The sequence below is a fragment of the Halochromatium sp. NSM3 genome (genome assembly GCF_059621085.1).
In genome coordinates this window covers 61407-86586 of the sequence record NZ_JCAQIA010000011.1, presented here as the reverse complement: position 1 = coordinate 86586, position 25180 = coordinate 61407, and the positions used below count along the sequence as shown (strand labels likewise).

General features: G+C 64.3%; 20 protein-coding genes. 13 read left to right on the top strand and 7 right to left on the bottom strand.

The annotated features are described in order from the left end of the window. The first annotated feature begins 552 nt into the window (after window positions 1-552). Window positions 553-864: a hypothetical protein gene (locus AC54T3_RS06815; RefSeq protein WP_496623465.1), complete on the top strand. Its 312-nt coding sequence runs from the start codon at window positions 553-555 to the stop codon at window positions 862-864. A gap of 68 nt (window positions 865-932) precedes the next feature. On the opposite strand, the gene AC54T3_RS06810 is transcribed toward AC54T3_RS06815, so the two are convergent. From AC54T3_RS06810 to AC54T3_RS06795, 4 genes are all read right to left on the bottom strand, one after another. After that, on the bottom strand, window positions 933-1730 hold the full coding sequence (locus AC54T3_RS06810; RefSeq protein WP_496623463.1) for a BON domain-containing protein: 798 nt from the start codon (window positions 1728-1730) through the stop codon (window positions 933-935). A 157-nt stretch (window positions 1731-1887) separates the two neighbouring features. Further along, a complete protein-coding gene (locus tag AC54T3_RS06805; protein WP_496623462.1) occupies window positions 1888-2286 on the bottom strand; it encodes a DUF4168 domain-containing protein in 399 nt (132 codons plus the stop codon). Window positions 2287-2464: 178 nt separating this feature from the next. Further along, the gene (locus AC54T3_RS06800; protein ID WP_496623460.1) at window positions 2465-3922 is read right to left on the bottom strand and encodes a sigma-54-dependent transcriptional regulator; all 1458 of its coding nucleotides are present in this window, start codon (window positions 3920-3922) and stop codon (window positions 2465-2467) included. Further along, window positions 3919-5406, bottom strand: coding sequence for a sensor histidine kinase (locus tag AC54T3_RS06795; RefSeq protein ID WP_496623457.1), 1488 nt, complete (start codon window positions 5404-5406; stop codon window positions 3919-3921). Before AC54T3_RS06795 ends, AC54T3_RS06800 begins: the two co-directional genes overlap by 4 nt. Before the next feature lie 180 nt (window positions 5407-5586). Here AC54T3_RS06795 and AC54T3_RS06790 point away from each other — a divergent pair, with 180 nt between their 5' ends. The 3 genes from AC54T3_RS06790 (at window position 5587) to AC54T3_RS06780 (ending at window position 8880) form a co-directional block, all read left to right on the top strand. Continuing rightward, complete coding sequence (locus AC54T3_RS06790; protein WP_496623455.1) at window positions 5587-7734, top strand: SulP family inorganic anion transporter; 2148 nt, start codon at window positions 5587-5589, stop codon at window positions 7732-7734. 82 nt (window positions 7735-7816) lie between these two features. Next, entirely contained in the window at window positions 7817-8191 is a 375-nt protein-coding gene (locus tag AC54T3_RS06785; protein WP_496623453.1) for an Mth938-like domain-containing protein, read from the top strand. Then, complete coding sequence (locus AC54T3_RS06780) at window positions 8191-8880, top strand: hypothetical protein (RefSeq protein WP_496623452.1); 690 nt, start codon at window positions 8191-8193, stop codon at window positions 8878-8880. Before AC54T3_RS06785 ends, AC54T3_RS06780 begins: the two co-directional genes overlap by 1 nt. Window positions 8881-8908: 28 nt before the next feature. Here AC54T3_RS06780 and AC54T3_RS06775 read toward each other — a convergent pair whose 3' ends face one another. Both AC54T3_RS06775 and rimI read right to left on the bottom strand, forming a co-directional pair. Beyond that, complete coding sequence (locus AC54T3_RS06775; RefSeq protein ID WP_496623450.1) at window positions 8909-9148, bottom strand: HVO_A0114 family putative DNA-binding protein; 240 nt, start codon at window positions 9146-9148, stop codon at window positions 8909-8911. Window positions 9149-9443: 295 nt separating this feature from the next. Then, window positions 9444-9914, bottom strand: coding sequence for a ribosomal protein S18-alanine N-acetyltransferase (gene rimI / locus AC54T3_RS06770; protein ID WP_496623448.1), 471 nt, complete (start codon window positions 9912-9914; stop codon window positions 9444-9446). Window positions 9915-10321: 407 nt separating this feature from the next. Here rimI and nifJ point away from each other — a divergent pair, with 407 nt between their 5' ends. Both nifJ and AC54T3_RS06760 read left to right on the top strand, forming a co-directional pair. Beyond that, window positions 10322-13912: a pyruvate:ferredoxin (flavodoxin) oxidoreductase gene (gene nifJ / locus AC54T3_RS06765; RefSeq protein WP_496623446.1), complete on the top strand. Its 3591-nt coding sequence runs from the start codon at window positions 10322-10324 to the stop codon at window positions 13910-13912. Window positions 13913-14000: 88 nt separating this feature from the next. Continuing rightward, window positions 14001-15017 carry a dihydroorotate dehydrogenase-like protein gene (locus AC54T3_RS06760; RefSeq protein WP_496623444.1) on the top strand — a complete coding sequence of 339 codons (1017 nt, stop codon included), beginning with the start codon at window positions 14001-14003 and terminating at the stop codon, window positions 15015-15017. A gap of 99 nt (window positions 15018-15116) precedes the next feature. Here AC54T3_RS06760 and AC54T3_RS06755 read toward each other — a convergent pair whose 3' ends face one another. After that, entirely contained in the window at window positions 15117-15896 is a 780-nt protein-coding gene (locus tag AC54T3_RS06755) for a spermidine synthase (protein WP_496623442.1), read from the bottom strand. A gap of 164 nt (window positions 15897-16060) precedes the next feature. Here AC54T3_RS06755 and phbB point away from each other — a divergent pair, with 164 nt between their 5' ends. The 7 genes from phbB (at window position 16061) to AC54T3_RS06720 (ending at window position 25175) form a co-directional block, all read left to right on the top strand. Next, the gene (phbB, locus tag AC54T3_RS06750) at window positions 16061-16783 is read left to right on the top strand and encodes an acetoacetyl-CoA reductase (RefSeq protein ID WP_496623441.1); all 723 of its coding nucleotides are present in this window, start codon (window positions 16061-16063) and stop codon (window positions 16781-16783) included. Window positions 16784-16849: 66 nt separating this feature from the next. Further along, complete coding sequence (locus AC54T3_RS06745; protein ID WP_496623439.1) at window positions 16850-18577, top strand: proline--tRNA ligase; 1728 nt, start codon at window positions 16850-16852, stop codon at window positions 18575-18577. Between the two features lie 53 nt (window positions 18578-18630). Continuing rightward, window positions 18631-19146 carry a 3-hydroxyacyl-[acyl-carrier-protein] dehydratase FabA gene (fabA, locus tag AC54T3_RS06740; protein WP_496623438.1) on the top strand — a complete coding sequence of 172 codons (516 nt, stop codon included), beginning with the start codon at window positions 18631-18633 and terminating at the stop codon, window positions 19144-19146. An 86-nt stretch (window positions 19147-19232) separates the two neighbouring features. Next, a complete protein-coding gene (locus AC54T3_RS06735; RefSeq protein WP_496623437.1) occupies window positions 19233-19964 on the top strand; it encodes a YceH family protein in 732 nt (243 codons plus the stop codon). An 86-nt stretch (window positions 19965-20050) separates the two neighbouring features. After that, on the top strand, window positions 20051-22906 hold the full coding sequence (gene uvrA / locus AC54T3_RS06730; protein WP_496623435.1) for an excinuclease ABC subunit UvrA: 2856 nt from the start codon (window positions 20051-20053) through the stop codon (window positions 22904-22906). A 198-nt stretch (window positions 22907-23104) separates the two neighbouring features. Beyond that, entirely contained in the window at window positions 23105-24397 is a 1293-nt protein-coding gene (hcp, locus tag AC54T3_RS06725) for a hydroxylamine reductase (RefSeq protein ID WP_496623433.1), read from the top strand. Between the two features lie 154 nt (window positions 24398-24551). Continuing rightward, window positions 24552-25175: a Crp/Fnr family transcriptional regulator gene (locus tag AC54T3_RS06720; protein WP_496623432.1), complete on the top strand. Its 624-nt coding sequence runs from the start codon at window positions 24552-24554 to the stop codon at window positions 25173-25175. The last annotated feature ends 5 nt before the right edge of the window (window positions 25176-25180 follow it).

The following is a 25180-nucleotide window of genomic DNA, read 5'->3' as shown; positions in this document are numbered from 1 at the left end:
GTAGCGATGCCTCGTCTAGGCGCTGAAGGCCTCATGAATCCTGCACGCGCTTGAGCGACGCATGGTGCATTGCCATAGGGAGCTGTTGGAGAAGATGCGGATCATCAGTCAAGACCAAGATCCATACCCCACAGTGAGAGAAGCGTTCATCGAGCAGCCGCAGAAGCGCGAGCCCCGACGGAAAGCTCTGCTCGACCCGAGTCAGGCGGAATGTCGAGGGTCGAGAAACATCCAAGCAAAGACTGATCCAAGCATGAGGGTATCCAGGATCTGGTCTCGCCCATATCGCCGTGGTTGGCGATCAGGGCTGGATTGGCGTCTCTGGCAACCGGCTCAAACCGCTGATGTGCGCCGAGCCCACGCCTGTTCATCAGGTGTCGCTTTGACACGGGTCAGATCGACACATGTAGTCAATCAACACGCCCGCCGCTCTTGCGGCTGCGAATGCTCGGTCTGTGAAGTGCCGCTTGTTGGCGCCTTGCGGCGAGCCCAACGCTTGGCATGTCACTTGCTTTGCGCTTGGCTCCCTTAAAACCACGGAGCATGATCACCATGAATGATGAACGGCATTCGACGGCGAGCCGGTTGGCAACCTTGACGAAGATCGGCGTTGGGCTGCTAGCGAGCGCTGCCTTAGCACTCGCCGTCGGCTGCAACGGAACCGATATGGGCACGCTGGAAGAGCGGGTTCCCCAGGAGCCAACGCAGCCGGAGTGGAAGGACAGACAGCCCCAGACAGCGCCCGCACCCAACCCGAACCCAAGCGCGGGTGGCACGATGGGTAACCCGAATGATGGCGCCATGTACGGTGCCCCGGGTGATGAGCCAGCAGGGGATCTAACCGACGGCGAGAGCCAACGCTGACCCTCGCGAGGCACACAAACGCCGCTCGCCTAAGTACGAGCGGCTTTTTTATTCGCCCGATGCGGGCATCACAGCAGCCGCTCGATGATCAGGCGCGAATCGACCTCGCGCACCCCCGGCATATCGCCGGCAATGGTCTCGGCGACGCTGCGCTCGGCCGATGAGGTCACCGAGCCGCTCAGCGTGACCTCGCCGTCGCGCACCTTGATCTCGATCGCGCGATCGTTCACCGTCGTATCGGCCTGCAGCAGCACCCGCAAGCGTCTGCTAATCCAATCATCCTCGCGCTCTAGCTGCTCGGCGCGCCCCTGTTGCTCACGCTCGTTGGTAATCAGGCCGGGATCGACGCTGATGTAATTGAACACCTCGTTGACGCCCTCGGTACTCTCCGCCATCGCGGCGATGCGATCCTTGGTCGCCGAGGCGCCGACCTGACCATATAAGCGCACCACTCCGCGATCGACCTCCGCCCGCACGTCCAGCGGGATGTTCCTGACCTGCCAGCGCAGTCGCTGTTGTAGCCGGGCGGCAGTGGTTCGATCTTGCACCTCGGTGATCAGGCCGCTGTTCGTCTCCGGCATCGGTGCCTCCAGACTCAATGCCGACTCGACCTCGGCGCCGTCACCGGCAACCAGCCGCGCGAGCTGCGTGGCGAGCGTGGCGTCGATCTCATTGGCAACCGCGCCTTCAAGCCGTAATCCTCCGTCACTTGATCGCACGTCAATGGCATAACCGCCCAGCAAGGGGTTCATATCGATCAGCATCTGAGCCTTTGCTGCACTCTCGGACGATGAGGCAGTCTCGGCACTCACCGGCAGGCTCATCACGCCTACCACGAGCGCTGCTGCGAACGGGCCTGTACGCATACCAATCTCCAGGACAATCGATCGTTGAAAACAAAGAAAGCCGCCGACCAGGATGGCCGGCGGCTCGCTCGCGGTCCACTCAGCAACCGCGCCTCAGGCCTTATAGGACCTGAGTTTGGTGGCTGCCAGCACGCAACAGCGCCCTGGCCCAATGCGTTTACCGCGCCTCATTGACGGCCGTTTTAACGCGTTCGGCGAGTTCTGGATCCTGCCGCATGCCAACGGCGATGTCATTGTACTGCTCCACCGAGATGCCGCTCTCCTGAACGCTTTGCGCCATCTTGTCTTGAGCCTCCCGCTGCATGGTCTGCGCGGCCTCGGCGCTCGGCGCCTCGGAGAGCTTCTCGGTCAGATCCTCGCTGATCTCCTGCACCGACAGGAAGGCATCGGCGAATTCCGAAACCGTCGCATCGTCGACTTCCAGATTGGCGGGCGGTGCCGGCGGGGCGGCGGCCGGATCACCGGCTCCACCCTGAGCAAACACGGCACCAGAGGCCACAAGCAGGGCAGCCATCGTCAGTGCGGGGATGCGTTGGTCGAGTGTCATCGTCTTCATTGTCAAACCTCCAGGGGAGACAGTTATGAATGGCAACCCGATTCTTTCACATGCCGTGCCAATTCTGAAAACAACGATGATAAGATTATAAATCAATGGTTTATGGCAACCGGCCCGGTCCAACGCACGGACGGGGCGGCCCAGCGCGCTGTATCATGCCGACACATGTATCCTTGTGCTACGTGACATCCTGGCCCTGTTCGTCGAGCTTACGGTAGAGCGTCTTGCGGCCGATGCCGAGAATCTTCGCCGCGCGCTGCTTGTTGCCTTCGGTCCAGTCGAGCACCGAGCGGATATAGCGTGACTCGACCTCGGCCAGCGTTTGCCAGTCCTCATCGGTGCGCGGCGCGGAAACCGATACCGTCGATGGCGCATGCGGGCTGCCTCCAACGCCCTCGGGGCCTCCATGAACCGCCGCGCTCGACTCGACGCGCACCCGCTCCGGCAAATCCTCGAGGCCGATCACCGCGTCCGGCGCCAGGGTCACGGCGCGCTCGACCAGGCTTGCCAGCTCGCGCACGTTGCCGGGATAGCTGTAATTGAGCAACGCGCGCCAGGCCTCGGGCGCGAAGCGCCGCGCCGGGCGCTCGCGCGCGACCGTCTGCGCCGTTAGGACATGCTGCACGAGGGCGGCGATGTCCTCGCCGCGCTCACGCAGTGGCGGCACCTGGATGCGGAAGGTCTCCAAGCGGTAGAACAGATCCTCGCGGAACTGCCCGTCGGCGATGCGCTCGGAAATATCGCGATGGGTCGCGGCGACGATCCGCACATCGGTGCTGATCTCGGCATTGGCGCCCACCGGTCGCACCTGGCCGTCTTGCAGCAGTCGCAGCAGCTTGGTCTGCATCGCCGGCGGCATCTCGGCGATCTCGTCGAGGAACAGGGTGCCGCCATTGGCCGCGACGAACAGGCCTTGACGCGCGCCGCGCGCGCCACTGAAGGCACCGGCGGCATGACCGAGCAGCTCGGATTCGAGCAAGGCCTCGGGGATGCCGGCACAGTTGAGCGCGACAAAGGGCGCTGCGGCGCGTGGACTCTCGGCATGCAGCGCCCGCGCCACCAACTCCTTGCCAGTGCCGGACTCCCCGGTGATCAAGACACTGCTGTCGGACTGGGCGACGCGGCGAATCAGGTCATAGAGCGCGCGCATCGCCGGGCTTTGACCGCGCATGCCATGGAACTCGCCGCCGGCCAGGACCTGCCGATACTGCGCCACCTCCGCCTGTAATTGGCGGTTCTCCAGCACGCGCGCCACCGCCAGGCGCAGATGCTCGAGATCAACGGGTTTGGTCAGGAAGTCGTCGGCGCCGGCCTTGAGCGCGGCCACCGCCTGACCAATGGTGCCGAAGCCGGTCAGCATGATAAAGCCCGGCCTCGGCGTCAGCGCGCGGCTCGCTTGCAGCACCGCGAGCCCGTCTTCGCCCGGCAGCCGCAGATCGCTCAGCACCAAGGCCACGCTTTGATGCGCGAGCACGGCGCGCGCGGCGGCGGCATCAGCGACTCCGGTGAGGGCATAACCGGCGTCCTCGAGTTCCTCGATCAAGAGCTGGCGATAGCCGCTATCGTCCTCGACCACCAGGATCGGGGCTCGATCCGCACCCGTTACATCAGCGCCAATCACATCAGCCTCAGTCATGTCAGCCTCACTCCTCGTTCAACGTCGGCCGAGGCGCGCTCCGACAGCGGCAAACAGATAAAGAAACAGGCGCCCCGTTGTTGTTTGGGCTCGAGCGCGAGGCGGCCACCATGCTCGGCAATGGCCGTGCGCGCCACCGCCAGCCCAAGGCCGGTGCCCTGTCCAGCCGGCTTGGTGGTAAAGAATGGCTCGAACAAGCGTTCGACGGCCTCGGCGCCGACTCCTGGCCCATCATCACGCACCCGCAACAGCAGTTGATCATCGACGCGCTCGGCGCTGATCTCGACCCAGCTCGCCGCCGCCTGCACGGCATTGTCGAGCAGATTCCCCAAGGCTTGTTCCAGGCGCAGCGGGTCGGCCTGCAGCCTGAGTTCGGCCAAGGCCTCGGGCCGCTCGATCGCCACCCGCACATCCTGGCGCGGCGAGGCCTGCTGCGAGCGTGCGACGACGCCGTCGATCAAGGCCGTCAGCTCGACCGGGCGACGATTCAACGGCCCCTGGCGGGCGAAATCGAGCAATTCGCGCACGATGCGCTCGACGCGCGCGAGTTCGGCCAGCAGTTGCGCGAGTTCGGCCTGCGCCGGCGCATCCGCCGGCAGGCGGCGCGCGGCGCGTTGAGCGCGCCCGGCGACGCTGCCGAGCGGGGTGCCAAGTTCATGCGCCAAGCCGGCCGCCAGCCGCCCGATCGCCGCCAGCTTCTCCGATTGACGCAGCTCGCGCTCGAGCTGCGCCTCACGCGCGCGCTGATCATGCAGGCGCTGCTCAGAGGCCTCCCAGCGCGCGATCATGGCGTTGATGCTGGCGCCAAGACGGCGTAATTCATCGGGTCCACGCTCTGGCACGCGCAGTCCTGACTCGCCGGTCCCGATCGGCTCCATCGCGCCGGTGAGTCCACGCACATGGCGACCGACCGCGCGATGATGGCCGATCAGCACCACCAGCACGAAGACCACAGCGAGCAGACCCAGGGCGCTGCCGCCGAGCCAGCGCAGGCGCGCCAGATAGTCCTGGAAGCGTGAGAGATCACGCGTCACCTGCAGCAGTCCGACCACCTGCCCCGCCGGATCGGACAGCGGCAGAAAGAACGAGAACACCTCGCGGCCACGGCGCTCCTCGACACTGCCCTGGGTGCCCTCGGCGGTCACCGCGCGTGCATCGCGGCGGCGCTCCAACAACGGGCTGCGCGGGCCGCTGGTGGCGACTCGCTCACCGGCGCTGTCATAGACATAGGCGCCGAACACCTGATCGATCTGGAACACCGAGTCCAAGGCCTCGTGGACTGCATCGGTCTCGCCGCGCACCATGGCCGCCGCAATCGGCAGCCGGATCGAGCGCGCCACCAGTTCGATGTCATCCTGCAGGCGCCGCATCATCTGCCCCTCGAGTTCACGCAGACCGAGCATGCCCACGGCCACCAGAATGCCAAGTAGCGGCAGCAGCACAAACAGCAAGACAGCGTTGCGCAGGGAGTTAAAACGTTGCATGCCAAGCATTGTGCCGCAGTCTGAACGCTAGCGATGCGCCGAGGCACGGGCGATCGCGCCCAGGATTCACATTCATCGATACATTGCTCTCTTAACATCAATGATCAATCCAGGACGAGCAGGCTAAAATTAGGCCACTAAAATACCGATGGTCTGACGTATCGAGGTCCGAGACGCACCATGCGCCCCATCCAATTGAACACCTTCTTTCCGTTCCTGCGCTGGTTCCCGCTCTCGGGAGACCAGCTGCGCGGGGACCTCATCGCCGGTATCACGGTTGCGCTGGTGTTGGTGCCGCAGAGCATGGCCTATGCCCAGCTCGCGGGCTTGCCGGTGGTCTATGGTCTCTACGCCTCGTTCATGCCGGTGATCATCGGCTCGCTCTGGGGCTCGCTGCCACAGCTGCATACCGGGCCGGTGGCCATGCTCTCGCTGATGTCGGCCGCCGCCGTGCTGCCCTTGGCCGCGCTCGGCAGCGAGGATTTCATCGTGCTCTCGGTGATGCTGGCGCTGATGGTCGGCGTGCTGCGCCTGCTGCTCGGGCTGCTGCGCATGGGCATCCTGGTCAACTTCCTCTCCAGCCCGGTGATCGTCGGCTTCACCAATGCTGCGGCGCTGATCATTGGGCTCTCTCAGCTGAGCAAGATCCTCAACGTGCCCTTTCCACGCACCGATAACTTCGTGCGCGATCTCTGGACCGTGGTCGAGCAACTGCCGCATGCCCATCTGCCGACCCTGCTGTTCGCGATCGCGACCTTCGCTATCATCCTCGGCGCGCGCCGTGTGATCCCGAAGATTCCCGGGGTCTTGCTCGCCGTGGTGTTGACGACGCTGGTGAGCTGGGGCATCGCCTTCGAGCGCAATCAACTGGTGCCGATCGATGCCATCCAAGATCGAGAAGCCCGCGAGCTAGCCGCTGGCTATGCCTCGACCGCGCGCGCGATTGGCTCGCTCGGCGTCACCACCGCGCGCATTAACCAGGATTTGCGCAAGCTGATCTCCGCCGATGATCCCGATCGCTTCGGGGAGCTGGCGCTGTTGGAGGCCGATCTGCGCGTGCTCAACCGCGAGATGAACCAGCGCAAGCTCGCCAACAACGAGCGCCAAGTGGCCTTGCACAACCTACGCTTCGAGCATGTGCTGACCGAGGACGGTCGCGATCTGTTCTATCGACACGGCAAGGTGCCCGCATCGGTCAATGCTGACGGTCACACCTGGCGCATCAACAAGGTCGATGGCGATCAGATCAAGATAATGGGGGGCGGCGCGGTGGTCGGCGCCATCCCGGCCGGGCTGCCGAGCCTCCAAGTGCCCGAGATGCGCATGGACTTCTTCTGGACCCTGATGCCGTCGGCGCTGGTGATGGCGCTGATCGGCTTCATGGAGGCGACCTCGATCTCCAAGGCCATCGCCGCCCAGACCCGCGAGCGGGTCGATACCAGCAAGGAGTTGGTCGGTCAGGGGCTGGCCAACATCGTCGGCAGCTTCTTCAGCTCCTACACCGTCAGCGGCTCCTTCTCGCGCTCGGCGGTGGCGGCCAAGAACGGCGCCAAGACCGGACTGTTCGCGATCATCAGCGCCATTGCCGTGATGTTGGTGCTGCTGTTCCTGACCCCGCTGCTCTATCACTTGCCGCAGGCGGTGTTGGCGGTGATCGTGATGATGGCCGTGTTTGGGCTGATCAACATCCGCTCCTTGGTGCGCGCCTGGAAGATCGAGCGCCAAGAGGCCGTGGTGGGCGTCATCACCTTCCTCGCCACCCTGGCCATGGCGCCGCAGCTCGCCAACGGCATCCTGCTCGGCGCCGGCTTGGCCATCATCCTGTTCCTGGTGCGTACCATGCAGCCGCGCACCGATATCCTCGGGCGCCTGCCCGATGGCAGCCTGGGCGGGATCAGCATCAATAAGATCGAGCCGATCGGCAAACGCTTCATCGCCGTGCGCTTCGATGGCTCGCTCAACTTCGTCAACGCCTCGCGCTTCGAGGATGTGTTGCTCGAGGCGCGCTCGCAGAATCCGCAGGCGCGCGCGGTGCTCATCGACGGCAGCGGCATCAACGATGTCGACGTGACCGGCGAGGAGCGGCTGCGTGATGTGATCGAAACCTTCCGCGACAACGGCGTCGAACTCTACTTCTGCAGCCTCAAGGCCCAGGTCTACGAGACCCTGCACCGCGGCCGGCTCTTCAATCTGCTCGACAAGACACACTTCATCCGCACCAAGCAGCGGGCGCTCGCCTTGATGGAGGAGACCTTCGATCGCGAGGCTGCATCCCAGCCGCCGCCCCCAGCTCCAGCCGTGGGTCCGAGCACACCCGTGCTTGGATGAGCGCGGCGATGGTGTCCGGCGATCAGCGTGAACGGCGATCCATCGGGTTGCCGAGTGCGCCAGCCTCGGTTAGTGTCGGCACATGAAATTCTCCGAGTTTGAAACCGACGCTGGCCCGCTGATCGAGGCCTATGAACCAGGTCAGGTGCGCATCCAAGGCCAGCACTACCAGGGCAGCCTGGCGGTCACCGCCGGGCGGGTGCTAAGCGACTGGGGTCCGATGGAGTTCGAGGCGCTCGCGCCCGCGCACTTCGAGGCCATTGCCGCGCTTGCACCACAGGTGGTGGTGCTCGGCACCGGCGCTCGGCAGCGGTTTCCCGATCCAGCGCTCTATGCCGCGCTGCTCGCGCAAGGCATCGGCATCGAGATCATGGACACCGGCGCCGCCTGTCGCACCTACAACATCCTTGCGGGTGAGGGCCGGCGGGTGGTCGCAGCCCTGATCAACGACGCCTAATGGACCGCAAGATCCTGCTCTCGGTGCTGACCGGCGCCCTGCTCGCCTTCATCGGCCTCTGGATGTTGCTCTCGGCCTTTCCGGACCAGCGCGCGGGCATGCGACTCTACCCCTGGGATGTTGCGCGGACACCGAGCGGGCAGGTGCAGGTGTTTGGGCTCACCCTCGGCGAAAGCACGCTGGCCGATCTGCGCGCGCTGCTCGGTGAAGACGGCAAGCTGAATCTGTTCGCCGAGACCGCGTCCAACAGCCCCGATACCGATTTCACCGTCGAGGCCTACTTCGACAACATTTTGCTCAGCAATCTGAAGGCCGATTGGGTGGCCTCGCTCGCCGTCCCGCAGGATCGGCTCAGTGGGATGTATGACCGAGGTCTGCGCGCCAGTAAGCTCGCCAGCGGCAGCCGCAAGGTCAAGCTCGATCCCGACGACGCCGAGGCACTGAGCAAGGCGCCGATCCGCTCGCTCACCTATCTGCCCTGGAAGAGCCTGCGCCCGGAGGATATCGTCGGGCGTTTCGGTGAGCCACAGCAGCGGATCACCGAGGAACGCGGCGTGGTCCATTGGCTCTATCCAGATCAGGGACTCGATATCGCCCGCGACCCCAACGGCGGCGTCGTCATCCAGTACCTGAATGCGGATGACTTCGAGCGCGCCTTGGCGCCCCTCGAAACGGAAACGCACAGCTGAGCGTCACAACACCGCTCAGACCATCCGCTCAAGCCGCCTCGCGAAGACCGGCGTGGATCACGATCTCGTCGTAGGGCGTCGACAAGACACCGTCATGACCTCGCTCCAAGAGCCCTAGATCAGCGAGTTCAGCGACATCGGATTGCAGCTTGCTACCATCCCCATTCATCGCCTGCGCGAGCTGCTGCAGGTTCAGCCCCTCATGCGCTGCAACATAGCGCAGCAGTTCCAGCCGCTGCTCGGTAATCGCCGAAAACAGCTCTTGCAAACTCCCGAACGCCAGCCTCGGCGTCGTTTCGCGGTAAGAAGACTGCGCGCCAGCCCAGGTCTTGGCAAACGCACCAATTTATTCATGTCCACCTCCAAGCGGCGAGCCGAGCGCAATCGGAACGAAAGTCAGCGAGCAACTGCTCCACGGACGAGAACCGATAAACCACAAAACAGCCGGTATTTGAGGCCGTGGGCGCTCCCGCGTCGCTGCCGGAAGCGCCCAGATCGCCATCTCGCAGATGGTCTCGCCCTGACGGGCCTTGTAGCGAAACAGTTGGCGCGCTTTCATCGAATCATAGGGCCCGCGCCATCAGCACTGCGTCTTCGCGGCTCGCATCGGCACTGGGGTAATAGCCCTTGCGCAGGCCGATCTCATCGAACCCCTCGGCCTGATAGAGCCGGATCGCGCCCCGGTTCGAGGCGCGCACCTCGAGGAAGGCGGTATCCGCCTCGCGTTGGCGCGCGAGCGCGAGCGCTCGCCGCAGCAGACGACGTCCCAAGCCACGGCCTTGGTGGCTCGGCGCCACGCACAGGTTCAGGATGTGGCACTCGCCTGCGGCCACCGACATCACCGCATGGCCGATCAAGCGTCCCGCCCGATCGGCAACCAGACAGTAATAGTTCGCACGCAAACAGTCGCGGAAGATGCCCTCGCTCCAAGGCACCGCATAGGCCGCGCACTCGACCCGCATGACCTCGGTGAGATCGGCCTCGGTCATGCGTCGCAAGGCGATCGCGCGCTCCGGTGTCAGGGGGACAGTCATGCGCCGATTATAGCCAGCCGCGAGATCGCCAACAGCCCTCCGCAGACCCTGCCTGGCCCCAGGAACGGCTGATGACCCACACCCAAACCCCCATCGCCAAGGTGTTAATCAATAATAAGATTTGACCCAAACCGAAAGGAACGGAGGGTCTCTTCGAGCAGTTTGGGAGCAACCGTCTCAATTTCCTGACCCGGATCATGTGCGAGGTTAATTCCTTGTCGTTCTTGAGCCGAGATCAGCCGGTGAAGGCCGGAATCTCGTTATAGTTTCGTCGAGTTCTCCGTCTCCGGCCGAGCCGGTGCAACGCGCTCCCCAGAGACGCACCCAACGTCCCCCGAGGAGACCGCGCCGACGGTTCACAGGCTCCTCAGCCGGAGCACCCATCACCCATCCAACGTGGTAACACGATGTCGCAAGAGCACATGGTCACCATCGACGGCAACGAAGCCGCCGCCTACGTCGCACATTTGACCAACGAGGTCATCGCCATCTATCCCATCACGCCCTCCTCCAATATGGGCGAATGGGCGGATGAATGGTCCTCGCTGGGGGTCAAGAATCTCTGGGGCACGGTCCCCAGTGTCGTTGAGATGCAGAGTGAGGCCGGCGCCGCCGGGGCCATCCACGGCGCGCTTCAGGGCGGTTCCTTGTCGACGACCTTCACCGCCTCGCAGGGCCTCCTGCTGATGATCCCGAACATGTACAAGATCGCCGGGGAGCTGACCCCGACGGTGTTCCATGTCTCGGCGCGCTCGCTGGCGGCTCAGGGCCTGTCGATCTTCGGCGACCACTCCGACGTGATGGCCTGCCGCGCCACTGGCTATGCGATGTTCTGCTCCGCCTCGGTGCAGGAGGTCATGGACTTCTCGCTGATCGCGCAGGCGGCAACGCTGGAGTCGCGGGTGCCCTTCCTGCACTTCTTCGATGGTTTCCGCAGCTCGCACGAGGTCACCAAGATTTCGAAGCTCTCGCACGAGCAGATCCGCACCATGATCGACGAGGATCTGGTCAAGGCCCATCGCGACCGCGCGATGAATCCGGACCATCCGATCATTCGCGGCACCAGCCAGAACCCGGATGTCTACTTCCAGGGCCGCGAGACGGTGAATCCATACTATGCCGCGCTACCCGAGATCATCCAGCAGCGCATGGATCAGCTTGCCGAGCTGACCGGGCGCCAGTACAAGCTCTTCGAATACGTTGGCGCCGAGGATGCCGAACAGGTCATCCTGTTGATGGGCTCCAGCATCGGTGCCGCGCAGGAGGCCGTCGAGCATCTCGCCGCAGAGGGCAAGAAGGTCGGCCTGATCAAGGTCCGTTTGTTCCGCCCGTTCAGCAAGGCGCATCTGCTCGAAGCCCTGCCGGTCACGGTCAAGACCATCGGTGTGCTCGATCGCTGCAAGGAGCCGGGCTCCAATGGCGAGCCGCTCTATCTGGATGTGGTCACGGCGCTGGCCGAGGCCGTCGCCGAGGGCAACATGGCGACCATGCCGCGTGTGGTCGGCGGGCGTTATGGGCTCTCGTCGAAGGAATTCACGCCGGCCATGGTCAAGTCCGTCTTCGACGAGCTGGCCAAGGACAAGCCGAAGAACAAGTTCACCGTTGGCATCATCGACGATGTCAGTCACAGCAGCCTGGAGTGGGAGCCCGGCTTCAAGCCGGACGTGACCAAAGGGGTTACCGAGTGCGTGTTCTATGGCTTGGGCTCCGACGGCACCGTCTCGGCAAACAAAAACTCGATCAAGATCATTGCCGAGGAGACGCCGAACTACGGCCAGGGCTATTTCGAGTACGACTCCAAGAAGGCCGGCGCGGTCACCATCTCGCACCTGCGCTTCGGCCCCAACCCGATCAACAGCACCTATCTGATCGGTGACGATGAGGCCAGTTTCGTCGCCTGCCATCAGCCGACCTTCCTGACCCGTTACGACATGCTCGCCAAGGCCAAGGAAGGCGCGACCTTCCTGCTCAACTCGCCGAGCCCAGCGGACCGGGTCTGGGATGACCTACCCAAGTCGATGCAGCAGCAGATCATCGACAAGGGCCTCAAGTTCTATGTGGTCGATGCCTATGACATCGCCGAGAAGACCGGCATGGGGCGGCGCATCAACACCATCATGCAGACCTGCTTCTTCGCCATCTCCGGCATCCTGCCGAAGGACGAGGCCATCGCCAAGATCAAGGACGCGGTGAAGAAGACCTATGGCAAGAAGGGCCAGCGCCTACTCGACCGCAATTACGCCGCCATCGATGCCACGCTCGAAGGTCTGCATCAGGTGGATGTCCCTGGCAGCGCCAGCAGCAGCTTCGAGCGCCCGCCGGTGGTGCCGGAGAATGCCCCGGATTTCGTCCAGCGCGTCACCGCCACCCTGATCGCGAACTGCGGCAACAGCCTGCCGGTGAGCCTGATGCCCGCCGATGGCACCTGGCCGACCGGCACCACCCGCTACGAGAAGCGCAACATCGCCCTCGAACTGCCGAAATGGGAAGAGGATCTCTGCACCCAGTGCGGCAAGTGCCCCATGGTCTGTCCGCATGCGGCGATCCGCGCCAAGGTGTTCCCGGAAGATGCCCTCTCGGCCGCCCCAGAAGGTTTCCAGAGCGCCAAGCTCAAGGGCAAGGATTTCCCCGAGGGCTCCCGCATCAGCTATCAGGTGGCGCCCGATGATTGCACCGGTTGCGGACTCTGTGTCGAGGTCTGCCCGATCCGCGACCGCAAGGACCCCAAGCGCAAGGCACTGAACATGCTGCCGGCCGAGGAGCGCCACGACGTCGAAGTCCCGCGTTGGGACTTCTTCCTGTCGCTACCCGAGTACGATCGCACCAAGCTCGACGCGAGCAAGATCAAGCACGCGATGATGATGCAGCCGCTGTTCGAGTTCTCCGGCGCCTGCGTTGGCTGCGGCGAGACGCCCTACATCAAGCTCGCCACCCAGCTGTTCGGCGACCGCATGCTGATCGGCAATGCCACCGGCTGCTCCTCGATCTATGGCGGCAACCTGCCGACCACGCCCTACACCACCAACCCCGATGGCCGCGGCCCGAGCTGGAACAACTCGCTGTTCGAGGACACCGCCGAGTTCGGGCTGGGCCTGCGACTAGCGGTCGACAAGCAGACCGATCAGGCGCGCGAATATGTCGTCCGCCTCGCCGACAAGATCGGCACCGATCTGGCGGACGGGCTGCTCAAGGCCGACCAGAGCAGCGAGGCTGGCATCTTCGAACAGCGCCAACGCGTCGCCGCATTGAAGGACAAGCTCGGCGCGATGGACAGCCCAGAGGCCAAGGTCCTGCTCAGTGTCTGCGAGAACCTGGTCAAGCGCAGCGTCTGGATCGTTGGCGGTGACGGCTGGGCCTACGACATCGGCTACGGCGGTGTCGATCATGTCCTCTCGACCGGGCGCGATGTCAATCTGCTGGTCCTCGACACCGAGGTCTACTCCAATACTGGGGGCCAAACCTCGAAGGCAACGCCGATGGGCGCAGTAGCCAAGTTCTCGGCCGCCGGCAAGCCGACCTTCAAGAAGGATCTGGCGATGATGGCGATGGCCTATGAGAACGTCTATGTCGCCCAGATCGCCTTCGGCGCCAAGGACGTACAGACCATCCGCGCCTTCCTCGAGGCCGAATCCTTCCCCGGCCCCTCGGTGTTGATCTGCTACTCGCCCTGTATCGCCCATGGCGTCGACATGTCGAATAACCTGCGCCAGCAGGACATGGCGGTGAACTCCGGTCACTGGCCGCTGTTCCGCTATGATCCGCGCAAGATCGAGAAGGGCGAGAACCCATTGCACATGGACTGCAAGGCGCCGAGCATCCCTTATCGGGACTACCTGGCCAGCGAGACCCGCTTCAGCGTGCTCAACCGGACTCACCCGGACGATGCCGAGCGCTTCCTGAAGCTGGCGCAGAAGCATGTCGAGAGCAAGTACTCGCTCTATGAGCAACTGGCGCATCTGGCCTGGCAGAAGGCGGAGAAGCCGGCAAGCGCCGAGTGAGACCTTAAACGCTGTCAGCGCTAGCGAGGGTCAACAGCCCGTTCGCTAGCGCGCTCGCCCGACGACGACCTTCGCCCCGGAGATCCCCATGGACCTGACCACCAACTACCTCGGCTTCACACTCAAGAACCCGATCGTTCCCTCCTCCTCGCCGCTGTCCAAGAGCATCGCGCAAGCGAAGGAACTCGAGGATCAGGGCGCCTCGGCGCTGATCATGTACTCGCTGTTCGAGGAAGCCGTCACCACCGAGACCGAGACCATGAACCGTTTCCTGCATCAGCAGGACACCGGCTTCGCCGAGATCGGTGAGGGCTTTATCCCGGACTGGAACGACTTCAGTACCGGGCTCGACAACTACCTCGAAAACCTGCGGAGCCTGAAGGAGGCGCTCGATATCCCGATCATCGCCAGTCTCAACGGCGTCACCCCAGGCGGCTGGATCGAGCACGCCAAGGAGCTTGAACAGGCCGGCGCCGATGCCCTTGAGCTGAACGTCTACTATGTCGCTGCCGATATCAACCTGGAAGGCCGCCAGGTCGAGGAGCGCTATCTCGAGATCCTGCGTCTGCTCAAGAATCAGATCAGCATCCCGATCAACATGAAGCTCTCGCCGAGCTTCAGCTCGGTCGGCAGCATGGTGCGGCGTCTGGCCGAGGCCGGCGCCGACGGCGTGTCGCTGTTTAACCGCTTCTATCAGCCCGATATCAATATCGACAGCCTGCGGTTGCAGCCGAGCCTGCATCCCTCGACCTCGGCCGAGGCCCTGCTGGCGATGCGCTGGATCGCGATCCTCTACGGCCGCATCGATGGCCTATCGCTCGGTGCCACCGGCGGCATCCATACCGCCGAGGATGCCATCAAGCTGATACTCGCCGGCTCCGATGCGGTCCATCTGTGCAGCACGCTGCTGAAGAACGGAGCCCCGCAGGTCGCGCGCATCCTCGAGGGGATCACGCACTGGATGGAAGAGCAGAGCTTTGAGTCGATCGCCGATATTCGCGGCCGTGTCAGCGCCTTGGCCGTGCCGGACCCGGCTCAGTTCGAGCGTGCCAACTACGTCAACATCATCGACAGCTATAGCTTCTCGCCAGGCGTGATGGTCTGAGGCCGAAGGCGTCACCCAAGTCACCCAGCAGCAACGGCCCCGCGCGAGTCTTTGTGCGGGGCCGTTGCTGTGGCGATCAGGACGGTTTGATCGCCAGCCTCAAACCAGGTCGTGATCCTCGAGCCGGAAGCCCAACAGCTCGAGAATGAGTCCCGTCACGGCGCCACCCAGCATCCCGCCCAAGGCTCCGGAGGGAACCTCGCGCAACACCTGATCGATCACCGAGCGCTCGCCACCGAAGAACATCGGTGTCGTCATCCCCGCCATCAGCCAGACCCCGGCGCCAACCACCGAGGCGATCAGCCCCGCGACCAAAGGCGCGGCCAGGCTATCCGGAAGCCAGCCGTGGCACGCCTGCACGATCCAATGCTCATTCAACTGGTACAGCGTACCAACGATGGCAACCACGCCTGCGGCCATCACGAAAGGCCCCACTGAGGTTTCCAGGGTCGTCAGCACCAGCACCAGTCCCAAGCCGGCGCCGAAACCAGCGAGCATCCCGGTGAGCGTCTCGGCCAGGGGGCGAGCGTTCTGCCGGACGGTCCAGGCGAAGAAGGCGCCGGCCGCGATGCCGGTGGCGGCAGCCACCAGCGTGATCTTCGCCAGCTCGATCTGCTGTCCGGAGGCCATCAGGTAACCGATCGACGCCAAGACGCCGGCCGTCGCGCCCACCAGGGCCAAGGGCATGGCACTGTAGAACGCGGCCGTGGTCATCGCTGCGGCAACGGCGCCGGCGACCAACGGCTGCCAACCGCTGAGCCCGAGCAACACCAGGACCTCGTATAAGCTGATAAACAAGCCGCCGAACAAGGCCCCGGCCAGGCTCCACACCAACAGCGACGCGATGATCGCAATAACGCGTTCTTTCAAGGCGACCACTCCTCCAAGTTTGTCATCATTCTTGTTCGTGCCATTCTAGCTGGCTCGGGCGGGCGCGTCGCCGCGAAACGCCGTTGGCGTCTGCGTTACTATGTCGCATGCGGTGCGAGTGATCGCAACGCGGCATAACAAGAACCTACCAAAGACGAGAGCGAGAGAGAGACATGACAAAAACAGCATTGGTCACCGGCGGCACCCGTGGCATCGGCGAGGCGATCTGCGTTGCGCTCAAGGATGCCGGCTATCAGGTCGCGGCCAACTATGGCGGCAATGATCAGGCCGCCCAGGCATTTACCCAGCGCACCGGCATCCCGGCCTACCAATTCGATGTCGCCGATTTCGACGCCGTCGCCGCAGGCATCAAGCGCATCGAGCAGGACTTTGGCCCCATCGATGTGCTGGTCAACAATGCTGGCATCACCCGTGACGGCACCCTCCACAAGATGCGCCCGGATCAGTGGCAGCAGGTCATCGACACCAATCTGGGGTCTTGCTTCAATTGCGCGCGCGCGGTCATCGACGGCATGCGCGAGCGCGCCTTTGGGCGTATCGTCAACATCGGCTCGATCAACGGCCAGGCCGGCCAATATGGCCAGGTCAACTATGCGGCGGCCAAATCCGGCATCCATGGCTTCACCAAAGCGCTCGCCCAAGAGGGCGCGGCCAAGGGCATCACCGTCAACGCGGTCGCGCCCGGTTATGTGGATACCGAGATGGTGCGCTCGGTGCCGGCCAATGTGCTCGAGAAGATCATCGCCCGCATCCCGGTCGGTCGCCTTGGCCAGCCCGAGGACATCGCGCGTGCGGTGCTCTTTCTCGTCGCCGATGAGGCCGGATTCATCACCGGGACCACCCTCTCGATCAACGGCGGACAACACATGTATTGATCAGCGGTTGTCCAACCCCCGTCGCGCCGATAGACTTCGGCGCTTTGCTCGAGAGTCCCGCCGCCCATGCGTACCTCAGAATTTCCGCTGAATACCGTCAAAGAGACGCCGGCCGACGCCGAGATCGCCAGTCATCAACTGATGCTGCGCGCCGGCATGATCCGCAAGCTCGCCGCCGGGCTCTACACCTGGCTGCCGCTCGGCCTGAGGGTGCTGCGCAAGGTCGAGCGCATCGTGCGCGAGGAGATGGACCGCGCCGGTGCGCTCGAGGTCGCGATGCCGGCGGTGCAGCCGGCCGAGCTGTGGCAGGAGTCCGGGCGCTGGGAGCAATACGGCCCCGAGCTGTTGCGGATCAAAGACCGCCATCAACGCGAGTTCTGCTTCGGCCCGACGCACGAGGAGATCATCACCGAGCTAGCACGCAATGAGCTGCGCAGCTACAAGCAGCTGCCGATCAATTACTATCAGATCCAGACCAAATTCCGCGACGAGATCCGCCCCCGCTTCGGCGCCATGCGCGCGCGCGAATTCCTGATGAAGGACGCCTACTCGTTCCACGTCGATCAGGACTCGCTCGCCGACACCTATGCGGTGATGTACGAGACCTACAGCCGCATCTTCAAGCGTTGCGGGCTCGACTTTCGCGCCGTGCAGGCCGATACCGGCGCGATCGGCGGCAACGCCTCGCACGAGTTCCACGTGCTGGCCGACTCCGGCGAGGATGCGATCGCGTTCTCGACCGGCAGCGACTACGCCGCCAATGTCGAGCTGGCCGAGGCGGTTGGGCTCGATGCCAGCGCACCGGCGCCCGGCGAGGAGCCACGCCTGGTCGACACCCCCAACGCCAAGACCATCGCCGACCTGGTCGAGCAGCATGGCCAACCGATCGAGCGCACGGTCAAGACCCTGGTCGTCGCCGGCGCCGACCCGGAAACCGGCGCGGAGCAAGGACTGGTCGCACTGCTGGTGCGCGGCGACCACGCACTCAATCCGGTCAAGGCCGAGAAATTGCCGCAGATCCTGGTGCCGCTGCGCATGGCCACCGAAGACGAGATCCGCGCTGCGGTCGGCGCCGGCCCCGGCTCGCTCGGGCCCAAGGATCTGCCCCTGCCTTGCATTGCCGATCGTAGCGTCGCGGCCACTGCCGACTTCAGTGCCGGCGCCAACCAGGACGGCAAGCATTGGTTCGGGCTCAACTGGGGCCGCGATCTACCGACCCCCGAGGTCGCCGATCTGCGCAGTGTAGTCGAGGGCGATCCCAGCCCGGACGGTCAGGGCTCACTGACGATCGCGCGCGGCATCGAGGTCGGCCACATCTTCCAGCTCGGGCGCAAGTACAGCGAGGCGATGAAGGCCGTGGTGCTCGATGAATCCGGCAAGGCCGTGACCATGACCATGGGCTGCTACGGCATCGGCGTCTCGCGCGTGGTCGCCGCCGCGATCGAGCAGCACCACGACGAGCGTGGCATCTGCTGGCCCGCCAGCATCGCGCCGTTCGAGGTCGCGCTGCTGCCGATGAAGCTCGGCAAATCGTTCCGCGTGCGCGAAGCCGTCGACGACCTCTATGCGCGCATGCGGGCGGTCGGCATCGAGGTTCTGCTCGACGACCGCGACGCCCGCCCCGGCTCCATGTTCGCCGACATGGAGCTGATCGGCATCCCTCACCGCGTCGTCATCGGCGATAAGCACCTCGATGACGGCAAGGTCGAATACAAGGGTCGGCGCGACGCCGAGATGCAGCTGATCGCGCTCGACGAGATCGTCCCCTTCCTCGAGCGCGCACTGGCTAGCTGAGCACGCTCACCAACCACTGCCCTCGCCCTACCGAGACGGAATCCAGACCAAGAATGAGCAGAACCGAATCCTTTGATCGCGAGCAGCTGCTCGCCTGTGGCCATGGCGAGATGTTCGGGCCCGGCAACGCCCAACTGCCGGTGCCGAACATGCTGATGATGGATCGCGTGACCCGCATCGCTGACCATGGCGGCGAATACGGCAAGGGCGAGATCATCGCCGAACTCGACATCAAGCCGGAACTCTGGTTCTTCGGCTGCCACTTCCCGGGAGATCCAGTGATGCCGGGCTGTCTCGGCCTCGATGCCATGTGGCAGATCGTCGGCTTCTACCTGGCCTGGATTGGTAACCCCGGCCACGGTCGCGCGCTCGGGGTCGGTGAGGTCAAGTTCACCGGCCAGGTGCTGCCAAGCGCCGAGAAGGTCACCTACCGCGTCTGCATGAAACGCGTGATCTCGCGCAAGCTGGTGCTCGGCATCGGCGATGGCACCATGGATGTCGACGGTCGCGTGATCTACACCGCCAAGGATCTGCGCGTGGGCCTGTTCACCTCCACCGAGGGGTTCTGAGTGAGCAGCGCGCCCAACGGTCCTATCGAGGCTGAACGCGACACGAGCCAAGCATCAATATCAAAAGCGATCAACCGGAGCGCGCCTTGGACTTCGACACCGAAAACGACCAGCCGGGGCCAACCTCAGCGACGTCATCCGAACTCATGTCCGATGAGGCTGGATCCAGCGCGGCAATGCTGACGCCGATCGAGGCGCGCGTGCTCGGCTGTCTGATGGAGAAGGAGCGCACCACGCCGGATCAATATCCGCTCACGCTGAATGGTCTTGTCACGGCTTGCAATCAGAAGAGCGCCCGCGATCCGATGATGAAACTCACGCCCGGCGAGGTTGGCCACTGCGTTGGCCAACTGCGCGATCGCGGTCTGGTGCACGTCGGCTTCACTGGTCGCAGCGAGCGTTTCGACCACAAGCTCACCGGACATTTCATGCTCGACCGCCAACAGCAGGCGTTGCTCTCTGTACTCATGCTGCGCGGTCCGCAGACCACGGGCGAATTGCGCACCCACTGCGCGCGGCTCGCCGAGTTCGCCAGCCTGAACGCAGTGCAGACCTCGCTCGATCAGCTGGCGCATCACAACCCGCCCCTGGTGCGTGAACTACCACGCCAGCCAGGCATGCGCGAGCAACGCTTCGCGCATCTGCTCTGCGGCGAGCCCTCAGCCGAGTCGATCGCAACCACAGCCAGCAGCCGCCACCCTTCACCGCAAGCCGCCAACGCAGAACAGGAAGCACTCATCCAACGCGTCGAACAGCTCGAGACCAAGGTCGTCGCATTGCGCTCCGAGCTGGATGCACTCAAGGCAGAGCTGAGCTAGCTCGGTGCGCTGCGCCCGGATGAGCCTAAGGGCTCTTGCTCCGGGCGCTGAGGGAGACGCTGAAACAACTCAGGACGGACTCGTTAATGTCGGGCAACCCATCGGTTGAACAGATCCGCATTCGCGGCGCGCGCACCCATAATCTCAAGAACATCAATGTCGACCTGCCGCGCAATCGGCTGGTGGTGATCACCGGCCTGTCCGGCTCGGGCAAATCCTCGCTCGCGTTCGATACCCTCTACGCCGAAGGCCAGCGCCGCTATGTCGAGTCGCTATCGGTCTATGCGCGGCAGTTCCTGTCGATGATGGACAAGCCCGATGTCGACCACATCGAGGGCCTGTCGCCGGCGATCTCAATCGAACAGAAGACCACCTCGCACAACCCGCGCTCGACGGTCGGCACCATTACCGAGATCCACGACTATCTGCGCCTGCTCTTCGCACGGGTCGGAATCCCGCACTGCCCGACCCATGGCGAGCCGCTCGCGGCGCAGACGGTGAGCCAGATGGTCGATCAGATCCTGATGCTGCCTGAGGGCGAGCGGCTGATGCTGTTGGCCCCGGTGGTCGCCGAGCGCAAGGGCGATCATCAGTCCTTGTTCGCCGAACTGAACGCCCAGGGCTTCGTGCGCGCTCGGGTCGACGGCCAGCTGTGCGAACTCGATAGCCCACCGCCGCTGGATGCGAAGCGTAAGCACAGTATCGAGGTGGTCGTGGATCGCTTCCGGGTGCGCGCGGATCTGCAGCTGCGCCTGGCCGAGTCGATCGAGACTGCCCTCGCCCTCTCCAAGGGCCTGCTGCGGGTGGCCTGGATGGACGCAGACGACGACGGCCAGGAGCGCGCGCCGCTGACCTTCTCCGCCAACTATGCCTGCCCGCGCTGTGGCTGGAGTCTGGCCGAGCTTGAGCCACGGTTGTTCTCGTTCAACAACCCGGCCGGCGCCTGCCCGACCTGTGACGGGCTCGGCGTCGAGCAGTTCTTCGACCCGGCCAAGGTGATCCTGCACCCGGAGCTGAGCCTGGCCGCTGGCGTCATCCGCGGCTGGGACCGGCGCAATGGCTATAATTTCCAGATGCTCACCCGTGTCGCCGAGCATCTTGGCTTCGATATTGAAGCGGCCTGGTGTGATCTGAGCGAACAGGCACAGCAATACACCCTGTTCGGCAGCGGCAAGGAGAAGCTCAAGTTCAAACTGCCGCACGAGCGCGGCAGCGGCAAGCTACGCAGCTTCGAGGGGATCATCCCGAACATGGAGCGCCGCTACCGCGAGACCGACTCGGCAACGGTGCGCGAGGAGCTAGCCAAGGTCATCTCGGCGCGTCCCTGCCCGAGCTGCGCCGGCCGACGGCTCAATGAGGCCGCGCGGCAGGTGCTGATCGCCGAGCGCACTCTACCCGCCCTGTCCGCGCTGCCGGTCGGCGACTCGCTGCGTTGGTTCGAGACGCTCGAACTGCCCGGTACGCGCGGCGAGATCGCCACCAAGATCGTCCAGGAGATCAGCCAGCGGCTGCGGTTCCTAGTCGATGTCGGGCTCGATTATCTGACCCTCGCGCGCAGCGCCGAGACCCTCTCCGGCGGCGAGGCGCAGCGCATCCGACTGGCGAGCCAAATCGGCGCCGGGCTGGTCGGCGTCATGTACATCCTCGACGAGCCCTCGATCGGCCTGCATCAGCGCGACAACGCCCGCCTGCTCGGCACCCTGACCCGGCTGCGCGATCTCGGCAACACCGTCATCGTCGTCGAGCACGATGAGGACGCCATCCGCAGCGCCGATCATGTGCTCGACTTAGGTCCCGGCGCGGGCGCCCATGGCGGCGAGGTGGTGGCCCAGGGATCGGCGGAGGCGATCGCCGCCGAGCCGACCTCGCTGACCGGTCAGTATCTCAGCGGCGCCCGACGCATCGAGATCCCCAGCGAACGCCGTCCGGGGCGCGGCGATCAGCCACTGATCATCCGCAGCGCCAGTGGCAATAACCTGCGCGGTATCGATGCCGAGATCCCGATCGGCACCTTCTGCGTGGTCACTGGCGTGTCCGGCTCGGGCAAGTCGACCCTGATCAACGACACCCTCTATCCGCTCGCCGCGCGCTTGCTCAACAACGCCTCAGTGCGACCCGCACCGCATGCCGGCGTCGAGGGCCTGGAGCAGTTCGACAAGGTGGTCGATATCGATCAGTCCGCGATCGGCCGCACCCCGCGCTCGAATCCGGCCACCTACACCGGGCTGTTCAACCTGATCCGCGACCTCTTCGCCAATGTGCCCGAGGCGCGCTCACGCGGCTATGGCCCGGGCCGGTTCAGCTTCAACGTCAAGGGCGGGCGCTGCGAGGCCTGCAAGGGCGATGGGCTGATACGGGTCGAGATGCACTTCCTGCCCGATGTCTATGTGCAATGCGATGTCTGTCAGGGCCGGCGCTACAACCGCGAGACGCTCGAGGTTCGCTACAAGGGCAAGACCATCGACGAGGTGCTCAACCTCACTGTCGAGGACGCGCTGGCCTTCTTCGGCCCGGTGCAGGTGATCCGCCGCAAGCTCAAGACGCTGGAAGACGTCGGCCTCGGCTACCTGCGCCTGGGGCAGGCCGCGACCACCCTCTCCGGCGGCGAGGCGCAGCGCGTCAAACTCAGCCGCGAACTGTCCAAACGCGGCACCGGCCGCACCCTGTATATCCTCGACGAGCCCACCACCGGGCTGCACTTCGAGGACGTCAAGCATCTGCTCCAGGTGCTGCACTGGCTGCGCGATGCCGGCAACACCGTCGTGGTGATCGAGCACAACCTGGATGTGATCAAGACCGCCGACTGGATCATCGACCTCGGCCCCGAGGGCGGCGACAAGGGCGGACAGGTCATCGCCAGCGGCACCCCGGAGCAGATCGCCGCTTGTGAGGCCTCGTATACCGGACAGTTTCTGAAGCCGCTGCTGGCACGGGGTTGGTAGCGCAGGGCTTGTCACTGAAACAGGTTCACTGAGCCGGTTGCTTGAGCGGCTGGATCGAGCGGCCCGGCCCGCTTGATGAAGGTCAAGGCCATCCGGCACGCCTAACCCCAGTCTGTTCCTGCGTTCGCCCAACCGATCGGATGGGGTTCGTTTTGATCGATCTCATTCATCCATTTCATCGCTCCTGGAGTGTCTCCGATGTTCTGCAACCAATGCGAACAAACCTTTCGTAACAGCGCCTGCGTCAACAGCCCCGGCGTCTGCGGTAAGAGCGAGGATGTCCAGTCCTTGCAGGAGCTGCTGATCTTTGGCCTCAAGGGCATGGCCGCCTATGCCCATCATGCCCGGCGGCTGGGCAAATCGGATGAAACCGTCTCGGCCTTCATCGAAGAGGCCCTGTTCGCCACCATGACCAATGTGAATTTCGACGAGGACACCCTGCTCAAGTATTGCCTGGAATGCGGCGAGAAGAATCTGCGCGTCATGCAGATGCTCGATGAGGGTCATATCGCCACCTTCGGCGCGCCGCGCCCGACACCGCTGCGCGAAGGCACCCAGGCCGGCCCCGGCATTCTGGTCACTGGCCATGATCTGCTCGATCTCTGGCACCTGCTCGAACAGGTCAAGGGCACGGACATCCAGGTCTACACCCATGGCGAGATGATGCCGGCGCACATGTACACCAAGTTTCAGGAGCATCCGAATCTCGCCGGCCACTATGGTGGTGCCTGGCAGGATCAGAAAAAGGAATTCGCCGCCTTCCCCGGCCCCATTGTCGGCACCACCAACTGCGTGCTGATTCCGCCCGAGAGTTATCGCGACCGCCTGTTCACCACCAACGCGGTGGCGGTGCCAGCCGGGCAGCACGTTAAAGACGGGGATTTCAGCCAGGTGATTGCCGCCGCGCGCGCCTGCCCGCCCTGTGAGGAACGCCTGGGTACCGAGCAACCGGTGGGCTTCCATCGCCAGGTGATTCTCGATCAGGCCGGTGCCATTCTGGAGGCGATCAAGGCCGGGAAGATCAGCCATTTCTTTGTGATTGGCGGCTGCGATGGCGCCGAAAAGGGGCGCAATTATTTCACCGACTATGCCGCCGCCACGCCGGATGATTCCTTTATCCTCACCCTCGGCTGCGGCAAATATCGCATTCGTGATCATGTCTATGGCGAACATCTCGGCCTGCCGCGCCTGCTCGACATGGGGCAGTGCAATGATGCTTACGGCGCCATCATGGTCGCGGTGGCGTTGGCCGAAGCGCTCGAGTGCACGGTGAACGATCTGCCGCTGACCCTGGTCATCAGTTGGTTCGAGCAGAAAGCCGTGGCGGTGCTGCTGACGCTGCTGCATCTGGGGGTGAAGGGCATCAACCTCGGGCCGCAGCCGCCGGCCTTCATCACGCCCGGCATTTTCGCGCGCCTGCAAGCGGCCTATGATCTGCGCCTGACCAATGGCGATCCGCTCGAGGATCTGAAACTCGCCCTGGCGGCCTGAGCGCTGGATCAGCCCGCTGTCACTTTCGGCGGGGCCGCTGGCGCATTCTGGCCACGGCACAGCGCCTTTTGAGGCTCAGTACCAACGCACACGGGGAGTTCCATGCCATCCAATGAGGCCCTGCGCCAGGCACCGCTACTCGCGCAACTGAGCGATGCGGAGATCGACCGACTACGCGCGCGCCCAAACCCGGCACCTGGCGGCCGGCCAATGGCTGTTCGCTCAGGATGACCCGGCCGAGCGGTTCTTCTTCGTCCACGCCGGGCAACTCCGCCTGTTCCGCCTCTCAGCCGAGGGCGAAGAGAAAATCATCGAGCTGATCGGCCCCGGCCAGACCTTTGCCGAGGCACTGCTGTTCATGGGCACTGGCCGCTATCCGGTGTGCGCCGCCGCCCTGATGCCGAGCGAACTGCTCGCTATCGACGCGAACGATTTCGCCGCCATGCTGCGCGGCTCCCCCGACACCTGCTTTGCCCTGCTCGGCAGTCTGAGCCAGCGCCTGCAAGCACTCATAGCCGAGATCGACAATCTGGCCCTGCACTCGGCCAGCGTGCGCCTCGCCCGCTGGCTGCTGGCCGAACTGCCCGACGATGCCGATGAACTGACACTGGCCTGGCCAAAAGCGACGCTGGCCTCGCGCCTGACCATCAAGCCCGAGACCTGGTCGCGCATCACCCGGCGCTTAAGCGATCAGGGGGTGATGACAGTCAGCGGACAACAGATTCAGATCCATGACCGCCACGCCCTGCGGCGGCTTGGTGAGCTGGACGACCTCTGAGTCAG

Bases quoted from the DNA above. Each gene is read 5' to 3' on its own strand.
- AC54T3_RS06745 (WP_496623439.1), top strand. From the start codon at position 16,850: ATGCGTACCTCAGAATTTCCGCTGAATACCGTCAAAGAGACGCCGGCC.
- rimI (WP_496623448.1), bottom strand. From the start codon at position 9,914: ATGACTGTCCCCCTGACACCGGAGCGCGCGATCGCCTTGCGACGCATG.
- AC54T3_RS06790 (WP_496623455.1), top strand. From the start codon at position 5,587: ATGCGCCCCATCCAATTGAACACCTTCTTTCCGTTCCTGCGCTGGTTC.
- phbB (WP_496623441.1), top strand. From the start codon at position 16,061: ATGACAAAAACAGCATTGGTCACCGGCGGCACCCGTGGCATCGGCGAG.
- AC54T3_RS06795 (WP_496623457.1), bottom strand. From the start codon at position 5,406: ATGCAACGTTTTAACTCCCTGCGCAACGCTGTCTTGCTGTTTGTGCTG.
- AC54T3_RS06780 (WP_496623452.1), top strand. From the start codon at position 8,191: ATGGACCGCAAGATCCTGCTCTCGGTGCTGACCGGCGCCCTGCTCGCC.
- AC54T3_RS06800 (WP_496623460.1), bottom strand. From the start codon at position 3,922: ATGACTGAGGCTGATGTGATTGGCGCTGATGTAACGGGTGCGGATCGA.
- AC54T3_RS06815 (WP_496623465.1), top strand. From the start codon at position 553: ATGAATGATGAACGGCATTCGACGGCGAGCCGGTTGGCAACCTTGACG.
- AC54T3_RS06760 (WP_496623444.1), top strand. From the start codon at position 14,001: ATGGACCTGACCACCAACTACCTCGGCTTCACACTCAAGAACCCGATC.
- uvrA (WP_496623435.1), top strand. From the start codon at position 20,051: ATGTCGGGCAACCCATCGGTTGAACAGATCCGCATTCGCGGCGCGCGC.
- AC54T3_RS06720 (WP_496623432.1), top strand. From the start codon at position 24,552: ATGCGGAGATCGACCGACTACGCGCGCGCCCAAACCCGGCACCTGGCG.
- AC54T3_RS06785 (WP_496623453.1), top strand. From the start codon at position 7,817: ATGAAATTCTCCGAGTTTGAAACCGACGCTGGCCCGCTGATCGAGGCC.
- fabA (WP_496623438.1), top strand. From the start codon at position 18,631: ATGAGCAGAACCGAATCCTTTGATCGCGAGCAGCTGCTCGCCTGTGGC.
- nifJ (WP_496623446.1), top strand. From the start codon at position 10,322: ATGTCGCAAGAGCACATGGTCACCATCGACGGCAACGAAGCCGCCGCC.
- AC54T3_RS06810 (WP_496623463.1), bottom strand. From the start codon at position 1,730: ATGCGTACAGGCCCGTTCGCAGCAGCGCTCGTGGTAGGCGTGATGAGC.
- AC54T3_RS06805 (WP_496623462.1), bottom strand. From the start codon at position 2,286: ATGAAGACGATGACACTCGACCAACGCATCCCCGCACTGACGATGGCT.
- hcp (WP_496623433.1), top strand. From the start codon at position 23,105: ATGTTCTGCAACCAATGCGAACAAACCTTTCGTAACAGCGCCTGCGTC.